Annotated in this window: 22 protein-coding genes; 12 read left to right on the forward strand and 10 right to left on the reverse strand. The window is 43.9% G+C overall.

The genetic code is table 11. The features are described from left to right. Positions 1-18: 18 nt before the first annotated feature. Positions 19-1,173, reverse strand: coding sequence for a cystathionine gamma-synthase (locus tag EO130_RS03780; protein ID WP_127140194.1), 1,155 nt, complete (start codon positions 1,171-1,173; stop codon positions 19-21). Between the two features lie 73 nt (positions 1,174-1,246). Between EO130_RS03780 and EO130_RS03785 the strand changes: the two genes are divergently transcribed. Further along, positions 1,247-1,987 carry a DUF3298 and DUF4163 domain-containing protein gene (locus tag EO130_RS03785; protein WP_127140195.1) on the forward strand — a complete coding sequence of 247 codons (741 nt, stop codon included), beginning with the start codon at positions 1,247-1,249 and terminating at the stop codon, positions 1,985-1,987. A gap of 39 nt (positions 1,988-2,026) precedes the next feature. Here the strand turns inward: EO130_RS03785 and EO130_RS03790 are convergent, their stop codons facing one another. Both EO130_RS03790 and EO130_RS03795 read right to left on the reverse strand, forming a co-directional pair. Beyond that, on the reverse strand, positions 2,027-2,578 hold the full coding sequence (locus EO130_RS03790; protein WP_127140196.1) for a conjugal transfer protein TraO: 552 nt from the start codon (positions 2,576-2,578) through the stop codon (positions 2,027-2,029). 121 nt (positions 2,579-2,699) lie between these two features. Next, positions 2,700-3,164: a DinB family protein gene (locus EO130_RS03795; RefSeq protein ID WP_127140197.1), complete on the reverse strand. Its 465-nt coding sequence runs from the start codon at positions 3,162-3,164 to the stop codon at positions 2,700-2,702. A 187-nt stretch (positions 3,165-3,351) separates the two neighbouring features. On the opposite strand from EO130_RS03795, the gene EO130_RS03800 reads away from it, so the two are divergent. Further along, complete coding sequence (locus EO130_RS03800) at positions 3,352-3,702, forward strand: arsenate reductase family protein (protein ID WP_127140198.1); 351 nt, start codon at positions 3,352-3,354, stop codon at positions 3,700-3,702. Next, positions 3,702-4,604, forward strand: a complete 903-nt coding sequence (locus EO130_RS03805; protein WP_127140199.1) for a DMT family transporter — start codon at positions 3,702-3,704, stop codon at positions 4,602-4,604. Before EO130_RS03800 ends, EO130_RS03805 begins: the two co-directional genes overlap by 1 nt. A gap of 32 nt (positions 4,605-4,636) precedes the next feature. Here the strand turns inward: EO130_RS03805 and EO130_RS03810 are convergent, their stop codons facing one another. Beyond that, positions 4,637-5,119: an acyl-CoA thioesterase gene (locus tag EO130_RS03810; RefSeq protein ID WP_127140200.1), complete on the reverse strand. Its 483-nt coding sequence runs from the start codon at positions 5,117-5,119 to the stop codon at positions 4,637-4,639. 116 nt (positions 5,120-5,235) lie between these two features. Between EO130_RS03810 and EO130_RS03815 the strand changes: the two genes are divergently transcribed. The 7 genes from EO130_RS03815 (at position 5,236) to EO130_RS03845 (ending at position 10,495) form a co-directional block, all read left to right on the forward strand. Further along, entirely contained in the window at positions 5,236-6,213 is a 978-nt protein-coding gene (locus tag EO130_RS03815) for an NAD(P)H-dependent flavin oxidoreductase (protein WP_127140201.1), read from the forward strand. A 3-nt stretch (positions 6,214-6,216) separates the two neighbouring features. Beyond that, on the forward strand, positions 6,217-7,176 hold the full coding sequence (locus EO130_RS03820) for a YheT family hydrolase (RefSeq protein WP_127140202.1): 960 nt from the start codon (positions 6,217-6,219) through the stop codon (positions 7,174-7,176). A gap of 111 nt (positions 7,177-7,287) precedes the next feature. Further along, on the forward strand, positions 7,288-7,767 hold the full coding sequence (locus EO130_RS03825) for a c-type cytochrome (protein WP_127140203.1): 480 nt from the start codon (positions 7,288-7,290) through the stop codon (positions 7,765-7,767). Positions 7,768-7,852: 85 nt separating this feature from the next. Further along, complete coding sequence (locus tag EO130_RS03830; RefSeq protein WP_127140204.1) at positions 7,853-8,560, forward strand: membrane or secreted protein; 708 nt, start codon at positions 7,853-7,855, stop codon at positions 8,558-8,560. Positions 8,561-8,658: 98 nt separating this feature from the next. After that, positions 8,659-9,078 carry an META domain-containing protein gene (locus EO130_RS03835; protein WP_127140205.1) on the forward strand — a complete coding sequence of 140 codons (420 nt, stop codon included), beginning with the start codon at positions 8,659-8,661 and terminating at the stop codon, positions 9,076-9,078. After that, positions 9,075-9,896, forward strand: coding sequence for an META domain-containing protein (locus tag EO130_RS03840; RefSeq protein WP_127140206.1), 822 nt, complete (start codon positions 9,075-9,077; stop codon positions 9,894-9,896). The genes EO130_RS03835 and EO130_RS03840 overlap by 4 nt, the downstream gene beginning before the upstream one ends. Positions 9,897-9,898: 2 nt before the next feature. Then, positions 9,899-10,495, forward strand: a complete 597-nt coding sequence (locus EO130_RS03845) for a DinB family protein (protein ID WP_127140207.1) — start codon at positions 9,899-9,901, stop codon at positions 10,493-10,495. Between the two features lie 3 nt (positions 10,496-10,498). Here EO130_RS03845 and EO130_RS03850 read toward each other — a convergent pair whose 3' ends face one another. Together EO130_RS03850 and EO130_RS03855 are read right to left on the reverse strand one after the other, a co-directional pair. Next, positions 10,499-12,025, reverse strand: coding sequence for a SulP family inorganic anion transporter (locus EO130_RS03850; RefSeq protein WP_127140208.1), 1,527 nt, complete (start codon positions 12,023-12,025; stop codon positions 10,499-10,501). A gap of 82 nt (positions 12,026-12,107) precedes the next feature. Continuing rightward, on the reverse strand, positions 12,108-13,076 hold the full coding sequence (locus EO130_RS03855; protein ID WP_127140209.1) for a phytanoyl-CoA dioxygenase family protein: 969 nt from the start codon (positions 13,074-13,076) through the stop codon (positions 12,108-12,110). Positions 13,077-13,208: 132 nt separating this feature from the next. Between EO130_RS03855 and EO130_RS03860 the strand changes: the two genes are divergently transcribed. Further along, a complete protein-coding gene (locus tag EO130_RS03860; RefSeq protein ID WP_127140210.1) occupies positions 13,209-14,051 on the forward strand; it encodes an AraC family transcriptional regulator in 843 nt (280 codons plus the stop codon). 96 nt (positions 14,052-14,147) lie between these two features. Here EO130_RS03860 and EO130_RS03865 read toward each other — a convergent pair whose 3' ends face one another. Further along, complete coding sequence (locus tag EO130_RS03865; RefSeq protein WP_127140211.1) at positions 14,148-15,068, reverse strand: nicotinic acid mononucleotide adenyltransferase; 921 nt, start codon at positions 15,066-15,068, stop codon at positions 14,148-14,150. Between the two features lie 124 nt (positions 15,069-15,192). On the opposite strand from EO130_RS03865, the gene EO130_RS03870 reads away from it, so the two are divergent. Continuing rightward, positions 15,193-16,194: an NAD(P)H-dependent glycerol-3-phosphate dehydrogenase gene (locus tag EO130_RS03870; protein ID WP_127140212.1), complete on the forward strand. Its 1,002-nt coding sequence runs from the start codon at positions 15,193-15,195 to the stop codon at positions 16,192-16,194. On the opposite strand, the gene EO130_RS03875 is transcribed toward EO130_RS03870, so the two are convergent. Genes EO130_RS03875 through EO130_RS03885 form a run of 3 tightly spaced genes read right to left on the reverse strand, consistent with a single transcriptional unit; the run spans position 16,191 to position 18,528 of the window. Then, positions 16,191-17,858, reverse strand: coding sequence for a glycerol-3-phosphate dehydrogenase/oxidase (locus EO130_RS03875; RefSeq protein WP_127140213.1), 1,668 nt, complete (start codon positions 17,856-17,858; stop codon positions 16,191-16,193). The two genes, EO130_RS03870 and EO130_RS03875, sit on opposite strands and share 4 nt — an antisense overlap. 4 nt (positions 17,859-17,862) lie before the next feature. After that, the gene (locus tag EO130_RS03880) at positions 17,863-18,171 is read right to left on the reverse strand and encodes an antibiotic biosynthesis monooxygenase family protein (protein ID WP_127140214.1); all 309 of its coding nucleotides are present in this window, start codon (positions 18,169-18,171) and stop codon (positions 17,863-17,865) included. After that, positions 18,172-18,528 carry a hypothetical protein gene (locus tag EO130_RS03885; RefSeq protein ID WP_127140215.1) on the reverse strand — a complete coding sequence of 119 codons (357 nt, stop codon included), beginning with the start codon at positions 18,526-18,528 and terminating at the stop codon, positions 18,172-18,174. Positions 18,529-18,584 lie beyond the last annotated feature (56 nt).

Genomic DNA, 18,584 nt, shown 5'->3' on the forward strand with positions numbered 1-18,584 from the left:
ATAAATTTTTCAAAAATATTATTTTAAGGCTTGTTCAAGGTCGGCAATTAAATCTTCTACATCCTCAATCCCCACACTCAATCTGATGAGGGCGTCCACAATACCCCTTTTTTCACGTTCTTCTTTTGGGATGCTTCCGTGTGACATGCTTGCTGGATGTCCCACCAAACTTTCAACGCCACCTAACGATTCGGCCAAGGTGAAGAGGTTGAGTTGCTCTATAATTTTTATCGCATCCTCATATTTTCCACCTTTGGGCACAAAAGATATCATCCCGCCAAAACCGGACATTTGTTTTTTGGCCACGTTATGATGCGGGTGATGTTCAAATCCCGGCCAATACACAATATCGATTTTAGGGTGGTTTTCCAAATAATGGGCCACCAATTCCCCATTTTCACAATGTCGTTGCATGCGCACATGCAAAGTTTTGATACCTCGTAAAGTCAAAAAACTATCCATGGGTCCACAAATGGCGCCGCTGGATTTTTGGATAAAATAGAGTCGGTCCACCAAGGTTTTCTCATTGACTACCAGTGCCCCGACCACCACATCGCTATGGCCTGCCAAATATTTGGTGGCAGAATGCATCACTACATCGGCTCCAAGCTCCAAAGGACGTTGAAGGTAAGGCGTGGCAAAGGTGTTGTCTACCGCCAATAGCAGCTTATTGGCCTTGGTGATTTTAGCAACAGCCTTGATATCCACAATGTTCATCAAGGGATTGGTCGGGGTTTCTACCCAAACCAATTGGGTATTGGCATTGATGTGTGAAGACAATTCGTCCATGTCCGTCATGTCCGAAAACCGAAATTTGATGCCAAATTTCTCATAGATTCCCTTAAACAATCGGTAGCTGCCACCATAAAGGTCAGTGGTACAAATGACCTCATCACCAGGGGCCAAAAGCTTCATCACCGCATCGATTGCAGCCATGCCACTGCCAAAAGCCATCCCATAGGCGCCATTCTCCAAGCTCGCCACTGCATTTTCCAAAGCAGTTCGGGTGGGATTTGCCCCTCGTGAATATTCATATCCCTTATGGCCGCCCGGTGTGGGCTGGGCATAGGTGGACGTTTGGTAAATGGGCGGCATTACCGCGCCATAAGCCGCATCGGGTTGCTGCCCTCCGTGGATTGCCTTGCTGTTGAACCTTAACTCTTTTTTGCCCATATTGCAACTATCTTCACACAAATGTATCGTTATCTTTCCGAAGTATTATTTTTGATGACCCAAAACCTCAATCATGAAAAAATATCTTGCTTGCCTTTTTTCGATTGGCCTATTACTAAGTTGCCAAACAGAGAGCAAACTTGCCTTTGAGCCCACTGAATTACTTGGTGAAAACTGTGTGGATTGTCCTCAAATAATCGTTCAAGTTCCCAATGCCTTGGACGGCTCCGCGGTTTCGGAAGCTATCAATAGGTCGGTCAGGGAGGAAATCATCAGCATTTTGTCTTTTACCGATGATGAGGAAATCGACAACGTCAATAAAGCGGTGCAATCTTTTACCGATAGTTATAAGGAACTTAAGACCAAATTCCCCGATGAGGTGCCATGGGAGGCCAAAATAGAAGGTGAAGTGGTATACGAGGATGAAAACTTGGTTACCCTGAAACTTAATTCGTATTCCTTTACCGGGGGAGCCCATGGTTATGGCTCCACCACCTATTTAAACTTTGACAAAAAATCTGGAAAAGAGCTTGAAAACGCCCAGCTTTTTGATGATTTTGAAGGCTTTATCGAACTTGCAGAGACCCAATTCCGAAAACAAGAAGAAATTCCGCAGGACCAAAACATCAATGCCACTGGTTTCATGTTCGAGGGGGACAACTTTCATTTGTCCAACAACATGGGGTACACCTCAGAGGGCCTGCAGCTGATTTACAACCAATACGAAGTGGCTTCCTATGCGGATGGACCCATAATTTTGGTTTTGCCTTATAGCGAAATCAATCCGTTTTTAAAATATAAGGTGAAAGGTTAATCTCGCTTTCAAAAATCAGTGCTTAAGGCCTGCGACCTGTTATTTAAAATAATAACGGAGTCCAGCACCCAATAGGAGTGTAGTGTCATTCAAGTCGCTATTGAAGTGATAATACCCGTTGATGGGCACAATCAAGGAAAAGGCATCGGAAATAAAAAAATCCATTTCAAACGAAGCGTAGGCACCGTAAATAAAACTGCTTTCTGCCTCCACGGCATCAAAAGGAAATTCGGTCTTACCATTATTGATGTGCTTGTACCCAACGGATGGCCCACCACCAAAATAAAAGGAAATACCCCGTTTGGGAGAGGTCAGCACCGTTGTAAAATACCCTAGATTGAACCAATAGTCGTCATAAGGGAACTCTACCCCAGCATTGGGCATTTCTTTGGAGAAGGTAGCCACCAAAGACAGCTGTAGAAAATCCGTAGTGCTATGATAATGGTTCGCATTGAGTTGAATGCCATACCCGTCGGTTTTATAAGTTGGCACTGCTCCAACGGACAAGTAACTTCTTTGGGAATAGCCCTGTTCGCATATCCACATAAAAAGCACACAGAACAGGCCCCAACATACATGGTAGTGTTTCATTTTGATTAAGATTTGGGTTCTTAAATTCTGGCAAACAAATATAACTGATTTTCATTGGGTTAATCTTGTTTGCAATCATTTTGAAAGGAGCAGGGCAAGATTTTAACTTTTTTTGGAAAAGTTACCTGTGAGCCAACGCCTTTTTCAACGCCAAGATGGCACCAAGGTGCAATCCCTCATGGAAAACATTGAAGGAAAGGGCGTCTTCGGGACTGTTCAATCCAATTTTAGGTGTAGTCATATACTCCTGAAAGTTCTTAAACTTGCCATGTTCGTAATCCAATTGGATGTGCTTTACGGTACTGAACATGTAAGCAGATATCTGCTCCAACTCTTTTTCGGAGGCCTCTCCGTCCGGAAAAGTTCCTTTTTTATACTTGTTAATGAGTTCTTCCTCTATGGTAAAATCCAATCCGCTCAATTTATATAGCAGCAATTGGGGCGTCACCACCACATGGGCAATGTTCCACCATATGTTGTTGTTGAATCCTTCGGGGATTCGGAACAAGTCCTCTTTAGGAGTGTTCTTCAAAAAGTCGTGCAGTATCATCCTGTTTTTAAGGAGAATATCGAATGTCTTTTCCATAGCTTTTTTTATACCATCAATGTCTACATTAGTAAAACTATGTTTTTAATACGAAACCACCCTCATTTATCGACATTAATTCTTTCCCTTTCCAAACCAACAAAGCGGTCGGATACTGTTGAATTTATCACATGGTAATGGGTTTTGTTCGATTTTTGACTTCCTTTGTCCCATCAATACCATTTTAATGAAAAAAATATATCACTTGGGCAGTTGTTCCACATGCCAGCGTATTCTTAAAGAATTGGAGCTATTGGACGGTGTACAACTGCAAGAAATAAAATCGGAAGCTATTACTCCAGAACAATTGGAACAAATGGCAGCGTTGAGCGGGAGCTACGAATCCTTGTTCAGTCGAAGAGCCATGCTATTTCGCCAGCGGGGGTTGCATGAAAAGGAGCTTTCCGAAAAGGACTACAAGGAGTTGATCTTGGAGCATTATACCTTTTTAAAAAGACCCGTGGTTTTAGTGGGTGACAAAATTTTCGTGGGAAATGCCAAAAAAACAGTGGAAGCTGCTAAAGAAGCACTGCACTGATGAGTAAAAGATCCTTGGCCATTATGGCTGCCATCGGCGCCACCGTAATTTACGGAATCAACCATACCGTGGCCAAGGGGGTTATGCCCATGCACGTCCAACCCTTCGGGTTTATCTTTCTCCGGGTGGGCGGGGCAGCCTTACTTTTTTGGGTCATTTCGTTTTTGGGACCAAAACAAAAAATTGAAAAACGTGATTGGGGGCGTTTATTCTTCTGTTCCCTTTTGGGAATGAGTATCAATATGCTATCCTTTTTTAAAGGACTTCAACTTTCCACACCCATCAATAGCGCAGTTCTCGTAACCATCACACCCATTATTGTAGTGATCATTTCTGCTTTGTTTTTGAGGGAAAAGATTACGCTCAACAAGGGATTGGGGATTGCCATGGGTTTTGTGGGTGCGCTAGGGCTCATTTTATTTGGTGCTGAAATCCGTCAAGATGCTCCCAATATCCCTTTGGGAAACTCTTTGTTCATTCTTAATGCGACTGCCTATGGTGCCTACTTGGTCGTTGTAAAAAAACTGATTGAAAAATACCACCCCTTTACCTTGATGAAGTGGCTGTTTAGTATTGCCTTTATTATCAATTTGCCCATTACTTTACCTGAAGCACTGGAAATTGAATGGTCAACAATGCCCTTATGGGCATACGGCTCTGTAGCTTTTGTGGTGATTGGCACCACATTTTTAACCTATCTCTTCAATATTTTTGCGTTGACCCAGCTTAAAGCCTCATCCGTAGGGGCCTTTGTCTACATGCAGCCCTTGGTGGGTATTTTATTTGCCCTTTTTTCGGGCATGGACCAACTTACCTTGATCAAAATTTTGGCCATGGCCTTTGTCCTAGTAGGGGTTTATTTGGCCAGTAAGAAACCTAAACAGGGCTTCAAACCTTCTTGACAGCAACCTCTAACAGAGCTTACGCAGTGATTTTACAGAATTTCGATGTCCTTAGGGGTCTGAACGTGCCTGCGCGTATCTTTTTTGGTCAGAATCTTAAAATCCCCGTCTTTTTCCATAGATTCAAAAGCATTTAAAAATTCCTTGGGCAAGCCTCTCAATCTCCTTGTCTTCAAATCGATCCAAGCGCCCATCATCTCGCAGCGTGCAAAATTCTTTCCATTGTGGTCGTAAAAATTGTGCCTAAACTCAAAGAACATTCCATCCTTGCTCATCCCTATAAACTCCAAAGAAACCTTGATAGGCATACCGGGGAAGGCTTCTTTAAAGTAGTACACGTGCTCGTAGAATACCACTGGACCAATATTATTGGCGGCCATACTTTTATGGTTAAAGCCTAGCAGCCCCAAATAGGCCATCCGGGTATGGCTCATAAAATTAATGTAAGCAGAGTTTGCCAAGTGTCTATTGGCATCTATATCGCTCCATCGTATCTCAAATTCTTTAAAAAACATAGAAGGTTATTTTGTTATGCATGCATAATAATTGTAAAAATACCATAGTTTTGAGAACTGATTCCATCAAGAATAAGAATTGTTCCTATTTTTAAACATAGTTTAACACGATACTTATGAGCCAAAAAGCTGAATTCATCCAAAATCTATCCCTTCCCGTTATCGCCGCCCCCATGTTCCTGATTTCAGGACCAACATTGGTGGTGGAATGTTGCAAAAATGGAATTGTGGGGACCTTCCCCGCCTTGAACCAACGAACCAGTGAAGGTTTTGAGGAGTGGCTCATCCAAATAAAGTCGGAATTAAAGGCATTTGAAGAGGAAACCGGCAAAAAAGCAGCGCCATTCGGGGTCAACTTGGTGGTACATCCCACCAATCCCCGCTTAGAGGCCGATGTAAAGCTCTGCATCAAACACAAAGTGCCTTTAGTGATTACCTCGCTCGGTGCTGTAAGCCAAGTTGTGGATGCCATTCATAGTTATGGTGGGTTGGTTTTTCATGATATCATCAAAAAGCGCCATGCCGAAAAAGCAGCCGAAGCAGGTGTGGACGGGCTTATTTTGGTTTCGGCCGGGGCTGGTGGCCATGCGGGAACCATTAACCCGATGAGTTTGATCGCGGAAGTGAAGAAATTCTATGATAAAACCATTATTCTATCCGGATGTATCAGTAACGGTAGGGATGTCGCTTCGGCACTCCAAATGGGAGCCGACCTAGCCTATATGGGCACAAGGTTCATCAATACTGAGGAAAGCAAAGCTACCGATGAATATCGCAAAATGATCATTGAGGCAGGTGCCAGTGATGTTGTGTACACCGCTGCCATTTCTGGCGTACACGCCAATTTCTTGGCAGCTAGCTTAAAAGCGGCAGGGATTACAGAGGAAGACCTGAAAAAGGATACGAAAATTGACTTTGGTAAGGAACTCGATACCGAGGCCAAGGCTTGGAAAACGATATGGTCTGCAGGGCAAGGTGTCACCACGATTGACAATGTGCTATCCGTTTCAGCATTGGTAAAGGAGTTGAAAATTGGATTTAAAATAGCGGTCGAAGAGCAGGCCAAACTTTTAAACACCTACCCAAAGGATTAACCCATGCCACAGCTGTCTTCCGATTATACACCACCCCTTTTGTTCAAGAATGGCCATTTCGCCACGATTTATTCGGGCATTATCCGTTCGGTAAACGGTGTGGTCCAAAAAAGGGAGCGAATTACACTCTCAGATGGTGATTTTCTGGATTTGGACTGGAGCGATTCGGTAACCGAGACACAAAAGTTGGTGGTATTGCTACATGGTCTGGAAGGGGATGCACAACGTCCTTACATTACTGGAAGCGCCAAAATACTCAACCAAAATGGCTATGATGCCTGTGCGGTAAACTATCGTGGGTGCAGTGGTGAGCCCAATGTAAAGTATCGCTCTTATCATTCGGGGGCAACCGAGGATTTGATCGAAGTTCTGAACCACATCCTCAATACGAGACATTACTCCGAAATCTATTTGAAAGGATTCAGCTTGGGTGGAAACCTATTGCTCAAATATTTGGGCGAGGGGAACGATGTGCCCAAGGAACTCAAAGGAGCCGTTGCGGTCTCGGTTCCTTGCAACCTTCATGATTCCTGCAAGCAACTGCTCAGTTCCAAGAACATTTTGTACGCTATAAAATTCAAAGGCAACTTATTGGGCAAACTACGTCAAAAACAGCAGATGTTCCCTGAAAAAATAAGTGATAACGACATCAAAAGCATAAAGACACTAAAGGATTTTGATGACATCTACACCAGTCAGGCCCATGGCTTTGAAGATGCCCTGGACTACTACAAAAAATCGAGCTCCCTACAATTTTTACCCCATATTCAAGTGCCGAGCCTCATTATCAATGCCAAGGATGATTCCTTTTTGGGACCTGAGTGTTATCCCGTAAAGGAAACCGATAAAAACACCAAATTGTTTCTAGAAATGCCTAGCTATGGCGGACATGTGGGTTTTTGGGGCAAGAACAATATCACCTATACCGAAAAACGAGCACTGAATTTTTTTGAATCCATTTGAATAGGCCCTAAAGGGGTTTTGTGAGGCACAAAACAAAAAACGCAAGGATTATTAGTGGCTAATTACCTATCTTAGTGGTTCAGTTTACACATAAACTTCAATAGAATCAGAATGAAAAAAACGGTAATGGTCTTGGCCTTGGGGGCCATGATAGCGAGCTGCGGCGGCAAGAAAGAAGAAAAGAAAGACGGCTTTGAAGTAAGTCGTACCAAAACCGAAGAAGCCAAAACAGTTGAAAAAGAGGGTGTTCCTGTTGATTTGGACAACAAAGGCGTTGGCCCTATAACCAATATGGAATTCCCGGATGAAATCAACGATGAAATGGCAGCAAGGGGTAAAGCAAAATTTGAGGCTATCTGCGTGGCCTGCCATATGGTGGACAAACGCATGATAGGTCCTGCACTTAAGGGCGTATATGAAAGAAGGAGTCCGGAATGGGTAATGAACATGATTTTGAACCCCGATGGTATGTTGAAGGAAGACCCGATTGCCAAAGCCTTGTTGAAAGAGTACAACAACGCCATTATGCTCAACCAAAACCTCACCGAGGATGAGGCAAGGGATGTTGCCGAGTACTTGAGAACACTTTAAACAAACCAACTCAATTATAGTAAGAGAGCTGCTGTTTTCACAATAAAACAGCAGCTTTTTTTATCTTGATGTAAACTTTTGGAATATGAAAAAATTAGTGCTCTTTGCTGTTTATTTATCGTTCACAACACTTGTTTCTGCGCAAGGACTTCAGGGTGCATGGAATGCCACCGAATCCAATGATATGGGCTCCGAAGTGGAGCATGTCCTTACATTTACCCAAGGCTTTTTTTCGGAAGCTATTTTTCAAAAAGCCGATGGAAAATTTATAGGCACCAAAGGCGGACACTATTCACTCCATGAGGGAACCATCGAGCTGATTTTCGAATTTTCAACACAAAACCCTGAAATGGTCGGGCAAACCCAGTCCATCCCTTATTCCGTAGCAAATGATACGTTGGAACTCCACAATAGGACATGGACCCGTATTGATAATGGAACGCCCGGCGACCTATTTGGTGCATGGTTAATTTCTGGCAGAAAACGGGATGGTCAAATTGTGCAACGTGATACCTCAGGACCACGAAAAACGATGAAGATATTGAGTGGCACCCGTTTTCAGTGGATTGCCTACAATACCGAAACCAAGGAATTCATGGGAACAGGTGGCGGAACCTATACCACTGTTAATGGCAAGTATACCGAAAACATTGGGTTCTTTTCCAGGGACGATTCCAGAGTCGGTGCAAGTTTGGAGTTCAATTATGAGCTGAAGGATGGTGACTGGCACCATTCGGGACTAAGTAGCAAAGGAGACCCCATTTATGAGGTTTGGAGCCAAAGAAAGCAATAGAAAGTCCTAGTATTTACCCATTTAACAACCTAAAACGTAGGGTAGGTCATTCATTTTTTTAGTATTTTACTGGAACATTAACCAGTAACTATAATCAAATGAAAACCTCAATCATCCTCTTGTTCTCCGCCATCTTGTTGGCGGCATCCTGCGGAAGTGCCAAATCTGATGAAGAAGCCCTATATGGCCCCACTTGGGAACTGGAATACATCTCCGGTCCCAGGATTGCCTTTGACGGCCTTTTTCCCAACAAAAAACCACAAATATCCTTCAATAAAGAGACAGGCAAGGTAACCGGAACCGACAGTTGTAATGGATACAGGGCCGATTTTGAACTCGTGGAAAACACTATTGCATTTGGCGACCCCGGACCCACAACCATGATGTTCTGTGGCGGTAGTGAAAGACAATTCTTGCTGATGATGAAAAAAATAGACGGCTACTCCGTGGAGGAGGGAAAACTTAATCTTTTGGTCGGTGAGGTACCGATGATGCGATTCAAAAAAGTAAACCCATGAAACAAATAATCACTGTAAGCTGTGCTGCATTGCTAATTTTTGGCTGTGTTGAAAAAAAGAAGGAAACCACATCAGAACCTGAAGCCTCAGAAGTAGCGGCAGACTCCCTTCAATCCAAAGAAACAAAGAGAACAATGGAGCCCATTGCCATGAAAATCGACGGAAGCTATTTTAAAGCCACTGGAACCGAACCCTTTTGGGGACTTAAATTTTTTAAGGATAAGGTAGAGCTGCAAACCATGGAAGATACCATTACCACGCCTCCATCCGAAGCCATTAAAGCACAGGATGGAAACATCAAAATGTTCCGTATGCAAACAGAGGCCACGCAGATGGATGTCATCATATCGAACAAGGAATGTACCAATGCCATGTCGGGCGAAGTGTTCCCCTACACCGTAACTGTTTCTTACAAAAGCACCGGGGGAGATGAAACCAAAGTGTACGAGGGCTGTGGTTCCTATATTACCGATTACAGGCTTCACGATATTTGGGTGCTGGAAGAAATGAACGGCAATGCAGTTTCTAAGGAAGAATTTGGCGGTCGGGATGTGCCGAACATGGAAATCAACATTAACAATAATAGATTTTCTGGGTATTCCGGCTGCAACCGAATGACAGGTGGGATTTTTTACGAAGAAGATGTGCTGCGGTTCACCCAAGTGGCCACTACGCGTATGGCCTGCCCGAACATGGATAAGGAATCAGCGTTTTTGGCAGCCCTGAACAGCAGTACAGCTTATAAAGTGGAAAATAATCGACTCTACCTTTCCAATGGTTCCGAGGAAAATATGTTGGTGTTAAAAAAAATGGATTGATTATGCGGAAACGATTCTTTGTGCTCCTTTTTGTTATTTTGGCTTTCCAAATCAAAATCCAAGCTCAACAAATGGAACTGCCCTATAAACAAATCCCGGACCACCCTACCAATTATAGCCCTGGAAGTCTAGTTTCCAGGATGATAGATGGGTTGGGATTCCGGTATTACTGGGCAACAGAGGGACTTACCGAAAAGGACTTAACGTACCGACCTTCTGAGGATGGTCGTTCTGTTTTTGAAACCATGGAGCACATTTACGTGATGTCCAACAATATTTTATTGGCCCCAGATGCCAAGCCGTATGAGAAACCTTCAAACCCCCAAAAGTTCTCGTATGAAGAACTCCGCTCACTTACCCTGAACAACTTAAAGGCTGCCAGCGAAAAAGTTTTAGGCAAAACTTCTGAAGAAATGGAGCATTTTAAAGTCATATTCAAACAGGGAGAGCGAACATCCGAGTTCCCTTATTGGAACATGATCAATGGCATGCTTTCGGATTGCATATACCATACCGGCCAAATTGTATTGATGCGGCGAGCCAGCGGTAATCCCCAAAATCCAAATGTGAATGTATTCTTAGGGAAAGCACGGGAGTAGTTCCTAGTTATCCACAACAACCTTATAGGTTGGATCTTCCAAAACGTTGACTTCGATAATGTCATCAGCATTGGCCAATAAACGCCTACAGTCGCGGCTCAAATGCTTCAAATGCACCTTTTTGCCGACTTTCCGATAACGCTCGGTCATCTTGTTCACAGCTTCAATGGCGGACATATCGACCAATCTACTTTCAGCAAAGTCGATGACCACTTCTTCGGGGTCTTTCAACACATCAAATTTTTCGGCAAACAAAGTGGTGCTGCCAAAGAACAACGGACCATAGATTTCGTAATGTTTCACGCCTTCGTCATCAATGCTTTTTCTGGCCCGGATGCGTTTGGCATTGTCCCAAGCAAACACGAGTGCGGAAATAATCACCCCAACCAAAACGGCCAAGGCCAAATTGTGAAGGAACACCGTCACTAAAGTTACGAGTACCATGACCAAAACATCGGATTTTGGCATACGGCGGAAAGTTTTTAGACTGGCCCACTCAAAGGTGCCCAAAGCCACCATGATCATCAGACCGGTAAGCGCGGCCATAGGTACTTTTTCAATCAAACTGGAGCCGAACATGATGAATACCAAAAGCATCAAGGCAGCAACAATTCCCGAAAGACGTGCTCTTGCACCGTTGGAGGTATTGATCAAACTCTGCCCGATCATAGCACAACCACCCATTCCTGAGAAAAGTCCTGAAAGGATATTCGCAGTTCCCTGTGCCACAGCTTCTTTGTTGCCACGACCGCGTGTTTCGGTAATTTCGTCAATAATATTTAGGGTCAAAAGGCTTTCAATCAAACCAACGCCCGCCATAATGGCTGCGAAGGGGAATATAATCTGTAACGTTTCCCAAGTGATAGGAAGATCAGGAATATGAAAAGGCGGGAATGTTCCTTGAATGGATGCAATGTCCCCAATGGTTCGTGTATCCAGTCCTAAGAAAAATACGATTCCGAAAACCAAAAGGATAGCTGCCAAGGAGGCGGGAATCACTTTGGTCAATTTAGGAAGCCCCCAAATTACCACCATGGTCAAAAGTACCAAGCCCAAGAAAATGTACAAGGTACTTCCGCTCAACCATTCCCCGTCCACGGTTTGGAATTGGCTCAATTGCGACATGAAAATAATCACCGCCAAACCGTTCACAAATCCAAATATCACGGGATGGGGTACCAAGCGCATCAATTTTCCCAACCGAAGCACTCCGGCCAGCAACTGCAAGATCCCTGCCAGGATTACAGTGGCAAATACATATTCCACCCCATATTGCTGTGCCAAGGTAACAATCACCACAGCCACAGCTCCCGTAGCCCCGGAGATCATTCCCGGTCTACCGCCAAAAATCGAGGTAACCAATCCCATGACAAAGGCGGCGTACAAACCGGTGAGGGGCGACAATCCTGCAATGAAGGCAAAAGCGATGGCTTCGGGTACCAAGGCAAGTGCCACGGTAAGGCCCGATAAAATTTCTGTGCGGTAGTTTACTTTTTGGGAAAAATCAAAAAGGTTGAGATACTTTTTCATGGCTTCAATCTTGAAGCGCGCAAAAGTAACATTATTAACTGCAAGACCCTAATCGCACGAAAATTTTTAAGGATTTGATAATCTACCAGTTAGTGAGTCCCAATAACTTTTCTCCGAGTGGACTTAATTTGGCAGTATCGTATTTGGTCTGTTCCCATTTTCGAGGATCTCCCGGGAATGCGTAGCCTTCGGGGGCAATTCTATTTTTCCATGAATTGATACGCCATTGCCGCATTTCTTCATTGTCTTCCTCTGCGGGCATCATGGAAATGTACTGAGCTATTCGCACTTTGTCGCCAGATTTGTTGGGCCGAATACCGTGCGGTTGGGTGCTGTTAAATATCAGCAGGTCTCCAGCTTCCAGCTTTACCTTCACTATTTTGTCCTCCAATCCGGTGACATCAGGTTGAAAATGGTCGCGATCTTCGGGCTGGGTCTGCTTCCACGTATCGTAGTTTCGATACAACCACGGGATACATTGAAATCCACCCATGTTTTCATCCATTTGGTCAGCCAATGCCAATACACCCTGCACATTTTGGGGTTTGGTCTCTGGGTCATAATCCCAATGGATGAAGCCTTTTTTGTTCTCTCCCGGGCGTTGGGGCATATTGAGGTTGGCGCGATCGATGGTCACCCATAATTTTTCCGTCCCCCAAATGTCCACAAAGGCATCGTACACTTTTGGAGTCTGTCTGTTGTTCCATAAGTGTTGGTGATTGTACACTTCCACCATTCCCGTTCCCGTAAGCTCTTTCATTTTCATTTCTGCTCTTGGGGGAGCGTACCAGGTGCTTGGATTGTTAGGATCCTTTTCATCAAATTCCCACAAAAAATCGGCGGTTGCCTTGGCCTGTTCCTTTGGAACGGCATTTTTGATCACGATATATCCATTTTCTATCCAAAATGCCCAGTCTTCTTCGGAAAGTACTCGTAGTGGTTTGCCGTTGGATCTATCATTGAGCTTTGTTTTACTGCTAGTGGCGGTGGAGGGATTTCCGGGTATGGCCTCGTGGGCCTTGTTCGCCATTTCTGTACGTTGCTGCATCATTCTGCTCTGCTTTATGAATTATGTATCAATCAAAACTAGTGGAAGCGCACAGGGGTTTCCACCCTACCATTGACCAATATTTGAACTATTTTGATTTTTACTTCTTATTTTTGACAGTATTAAGGCAATAAGATGAAAATCCAATTGGAAAACATACAGCCCAACGATAAGAGTTCCTTTCATCTATTGCATAATCCCAAGTTGAACGACCTCTTTTTCTGGCACTTTCATCCGGAGTTTGAACTGGTCTATATTGAAGGGGCCAACGGAAAGCGTCATGTAGGACGTCATATTTCGAATTTCAAGGGAAGCGACCTTGTACTGATAGGTTCCAACATTCCCCATTTGAACTTTGATCACGGCATCAAAACGGAGTACCACAAGGAGGTTTTGCACATAAGCGCGTCGTTCAAGGAGAAGGTCTTTACCGAAATCCAAGAGCTGGAAGATGTGTATGGGTTATTGGATAGGTCTCAGCATGGCATCGCTTTTTATGGTGAAACCAAAAAAACAGTGGGTTCCCTAATGAAACAACTGCAGGGCATGAACCGGTTTGATCAATTGCTGAAAATTCTACAGTTGCTCAAACTGTTGGCCCAGAGTGATGAATATATCCTTTTGCACGACAACCCGATCATCAATAACAAAGCCAATAAGCAACAAGAACGTTTGCAAAAGGTGTATTCCTATATAGACGAGAACTATTCCAGAAAAATAGCCTTGGAAGATATTGCAGCATCTGTCAATCTGGGCAAAGAGGCTTTTTGTAGATACTTTAAAAAGAATACGGGGAATACCTTTACCCGTTTTTTGAACCAATATCGCATTACGCAGGCCAAACGAATGTTGTTGACGGGCAAAAATATTGGAGAAACCTGCTACGAATGCGGGTTTGAAAGCTTGTCCTACTTCAACCGGACGTTTAAAAGGATAAGCGGCGAAAATCCTTCGGATTACAAGAAAAGAAACCGCTAAAAAAAGAACCGCCCCGAGCACATGTGCCCAAGGCGATTCTTAACTAAATAACCAACCAAAAAAACTGTTTGTATGGTCGAACATATTTGTTCTTCCTTACATATTCCGTTGACGGGTAACGCTCATTACAGGGTTATTGGTTTTTGAACGTTTTTTACCTGTTCCGTCACTTGATTTCAAATATTGAATGTATCCTCTTCCCGTGAATTCGTATACCGTTCCGCTGGATACATGGTACAACTCTATGGTACTATCGTTGATAACGTACAACTCAAAATAATCATTGCCCAAATAGTCATAATCGAGTGTTAAAGTTTTCAAGGTGGCATCATTGGCCACATCAAACACTTCATAATCGCCTTGGTAGTCCCATTGAATGCTGCTCAATGGAATTCCCCTGCTATCGACCGACGACCTGAAATAGCCATCCCCATCGGCAAAAAACTGTAAATAGTTTTCTTCATCAAACTCGTTCAAGGCACCCACCTCACTGGTAAAGGTTTTCTCCCATACTTGGTACTCCTGTAACAAATAGTGAATGTTATCATAGAACACCCTATCGTAATCAAAATTGTTCCGTTGATATCCTTCCAAAATATAAGAAGTATCGGAGCGTGGGTCATAGAGCTCCAAGTTATTATTATCCAAAGGGAACACTTCCAACAACCAAAGGTCGTCCACATCGTGATCAATTTCCACCTGACCGCTAAAAGTGCCGTATGCACCAACATCAATACCCAATCCGTTACCCGTTTTACCCAGACCGGAAAGGTTGTTGTTGGCATAAACGATGCCCCTATCAAAGGAAATAGTAAACGCGCGTTGCAAAAAGGGCACTTCCCCGCCGCCACGGGTTGCATTAATGTCGATATACCAAAGGTCATACGATTCCAAAACCAGGGCGGTATTGATAGGTGGCTCAGCAATCAGGTCATCTTCCACAATAACCTCGGTGTAGCAAGAACTGGCCAATACGCCTATCAGTAAAAATCCAAAGAGTAGTTTTCTATGTTTCATAATCGAGGTTTTAAGGTTCCCTATACCTAAACCAAGCAGCGTGCCAAATTTATTAACTGTTTGATAATCAATTAAAAACATCCTGATTGATTTATTTTATAGCTTTACGCAATAATTTGGATGCATGAAAGACAAGCTTACGTTTGGAGTTTTTGGAGGAGGAAGTTGGGGTACGGCGATTGTAAAGATGTTGACCGAAAATCTGGACCAAGTACATTGGTACATGCGGAGCGATTCCGCGATACGTCATATTCAAAAAGAATGGCATAATCCCAACTATTTGAGCTCTGTGGAGTTTGATGTGGACCAACTTGTGATGAGCCATGACATTAATACGATTGCTGAAGCATCCGATGTTCTGATTTTCGCTATTCCCTCGGCTTTTTTGGAAAGGGAACTCCAAGCTTTGACCGTTCCATTGAAGTATAAGATTATTTTTTCGGCCATTAAGGGTATTGTTCCCGAAAGCGGCCGCATTGTTGGGGAGCATTTTAATGAGAAATACGGTATCCCTTTTGAAAATATCGGGGTCATCACAGGACCTTGCCATGCCGAAGAAGTGGCACTGGAGCGCTTATCGTACCTGACCATTGCCTGTGCCGATGCCGATAAGGCGAAAATGGTGGCCAAACACCTGAAGAGCGACTACATCCGCACCAAAATATCGGACGATATCATCGGTACGGAATATGCGGCGATGTTGAAAAATATTTATGCCATTGCTGCGGGCATAGCCCACGGGCTGGGTTATGGGGATAATTTCCAAAGTGTGTTGATGAGCAACGCCATACGCGAGATGAAACGTTTTATAGACCGTGTGTACAAAATGAAGCGAAACATCAACGCCTCGGCCTACTTGGGCGACTTATTGGTGACGGGATATTCCACTTTTAGTAGAAACCGTATGTTCGGGAACATGATCGGGAAGGGCTACACCGTAAAAAGCGCTATGATGGAGATGAACATGGTGGCCGAAGGCTATTATGCCACCCAAAGCGCCCATAATTTGATGGAAAAACTACAAAAGAAGTCCAAAACTCCCATTATCAACGCCGTGTACCAAGTGCTCTACAAGAACAAGAACCCCAAAAAGGTGTTTGAAAAGTTGACGGAGAAGTTGGATTAACCCCGCTCCAACGAAAAATCCGAATGCTCGGTTAACTGGGCATCCAATTCTTTGGAAAAGGCTTCCATATCCTCTGCGGAATAGTTGTACGCTTTTTGAAATTCCTCGAACACCGGCTCCTTATATTTGCGAACGCTGTCAATATCAAAATACAGTCGGCCCGTTCTTCGAATAAAAAAGTCCAGCGGGTTTAAAGCCATTTCGTGGGCCATGGCAAACTGCGCCTCAGCCCTGACCATACGTTCTTTTGGCTTTTTACCCTTGATGTTGGCGTATCGCTCCAAAATAGATTCGGTCTGCTTACCGTAGGTGGTGACCAGATACCAGGCGTGATAGTATTCAAATCCATCTTCTTTAAGGTCGTCCAGGACCTGATCAATGTATTTGGTGACATGCTTATACTTTTTAAAGTCGTTTCCGCAAAGCGGAATCTTATCCGTGGTGCAAGGCTTCAACTGGCTTTGATGGTCTTCCTCCATTTTTTTGACGATACGGTTCACCACACGTTCGGCCATTTTTCGGTATCCGGTAAGTTTACCACCCGCAATACTGACCAATCCACTATCGGAAGTGAAGATTTCATCCTTTCGGGACAATTCTGAAGCAGATTTCCCTTCTTCGTGAATTAATGGACGAAGTCCAGCCCATGACGAAATAATGTCGTCCAACTCCAATTCAATGTCGGGAAACATGTTGTTTACGGCTGAAATCAAATAAATGGCATCGGCCAGATCCGTGGTTACATGGTTCTTGTCGGCATTGTAGTTGGTATCTGTGGTGCCAATGTAGGTGACCTTCCCGCGAGGAATGGCAAACATCATCCTGCCGTCGGGAATATCAAAATAAACGGATTGCTTCACGGGTAATTTTTCCTTTGGAAATACCAAATGGACCCCCTTGGTCAGGTGCAATTGCTTTCCTTTTTTGGACTGGTTTACGCTGCGCAGTTCATCCACCCATGGACCTGCCGCATTAATGACATATTTGGAGAATACGTTATACTCATCCCCGAAAACCTCATCCGTGAACTTTACCCCAGCTACTTGCTCTTCCTTATAAATAAAATCGGTGACCTTGGCATAATTGAACAACTGTGCCCCAAATTGAAGGCTGGTCTTCAAATTCTCCATGGTGAGTCGGGCATCATCGGTGCGGTACTCGGCATAATAGCCGGCACCGTTCAAAATCTTTTTGGGGAGGAGCGGCTCCAGTTTCAGGGCTTCCTTCTTTTCCAGCATCTGCCTTTTGTCGTCCCCAGAAACTTGGGCCAAAATATCGTACACCTTCAAACCGATGGAGGTCAACCATTTTCCATAAGACCCGCCCTCGATAAGTGGTAGCAACATTTTTTCGGGCAGGACCAAATGAGGCGCCAATTTGTGCACAATGGCACGTTCCGAACCCACTTCTTTCACCAACCAAAAATCGAATTGTTTCAGATAGCGGAGCCCGCCGTGTATCAATTTGGTGGACTTACTGCTGGTGCCCGAGGCAAAATCCCCTTTTTCCAACAACAGTACTTTCATGCCACGAGAAGATGCATCGAGGGCAATCCCGGCACCGGTTATTCCCCCGCCAATGACTATGAGGTCGTATGACTTTTCGGCTGCCTTTTGCAACTGTTCCTTTCGATTTACGTTTGAAAAAACAATGTTCTCGCTCATGATTCTATTTATTGAATTCGTATTCCCGTTCCACAAGGCACACCCGGACTTTATACCAAGAATACCATCGCTGTCTACCTTGTTTTTGTGCTTGTTCATGGTCCAACTGGGCTTTCCAATTGGCAATGGCTTCCAGACTCTCCCAATAACTCACAGTAATTCCTACTCCTTCCCTTGCACTTTCCACATCCAAAAAGCCCGGTTGTTTTCGCGCCAAGGTTTCCATCTCTTCCGCCATTTCCGCATATCCTTCATCACCGGGAGTTTTTAGACTGGTGAAAATTACCGCGTAATATGGTTTTTGGGGATTCATTTAAATGATATATTCCTTTTCCAAAAAATAATTTACCAAGGCTTCCTTCATCAAAACCGTTTGCTCACCAGCCTTTAGCGGCGGTAGTTGTTCCTTGACTTTATAGTGCGGCCACCCCTCGTCATCAAAAAAGTCAAAATCGTAGTACCCATAGGGCTCTAGCAGCCTGCAGATGGCAATATGCATCAAATTGACTTTTTCGTCCTTTTTAAATTTACGATGAAAATTTCCCAATTCCTGAACGCCGACCAAATAAATGATGCCATCTAGTTCCAATGGGTCACCGTCAGAAAATTGGGCCGACAGTTTTTGAACCAATAGCTCCCATCGTTCCCTTAATTGTTCGTCTCTTGCCATGTGTTTTGCAATGAGCATCAAAGGTACAAATCAATATTCTATATTTGTTAAAACCC

It is taken from the genome of Flagellimonas marinaquae, from assembly GCF_003992675.1.
Lineage (GTDB): Bacteria > Bacteroidota > Bacteroidia > Flavobacteriales > Flavobacteriaceae > Flagellimonas > Flagellimonas marinaquae.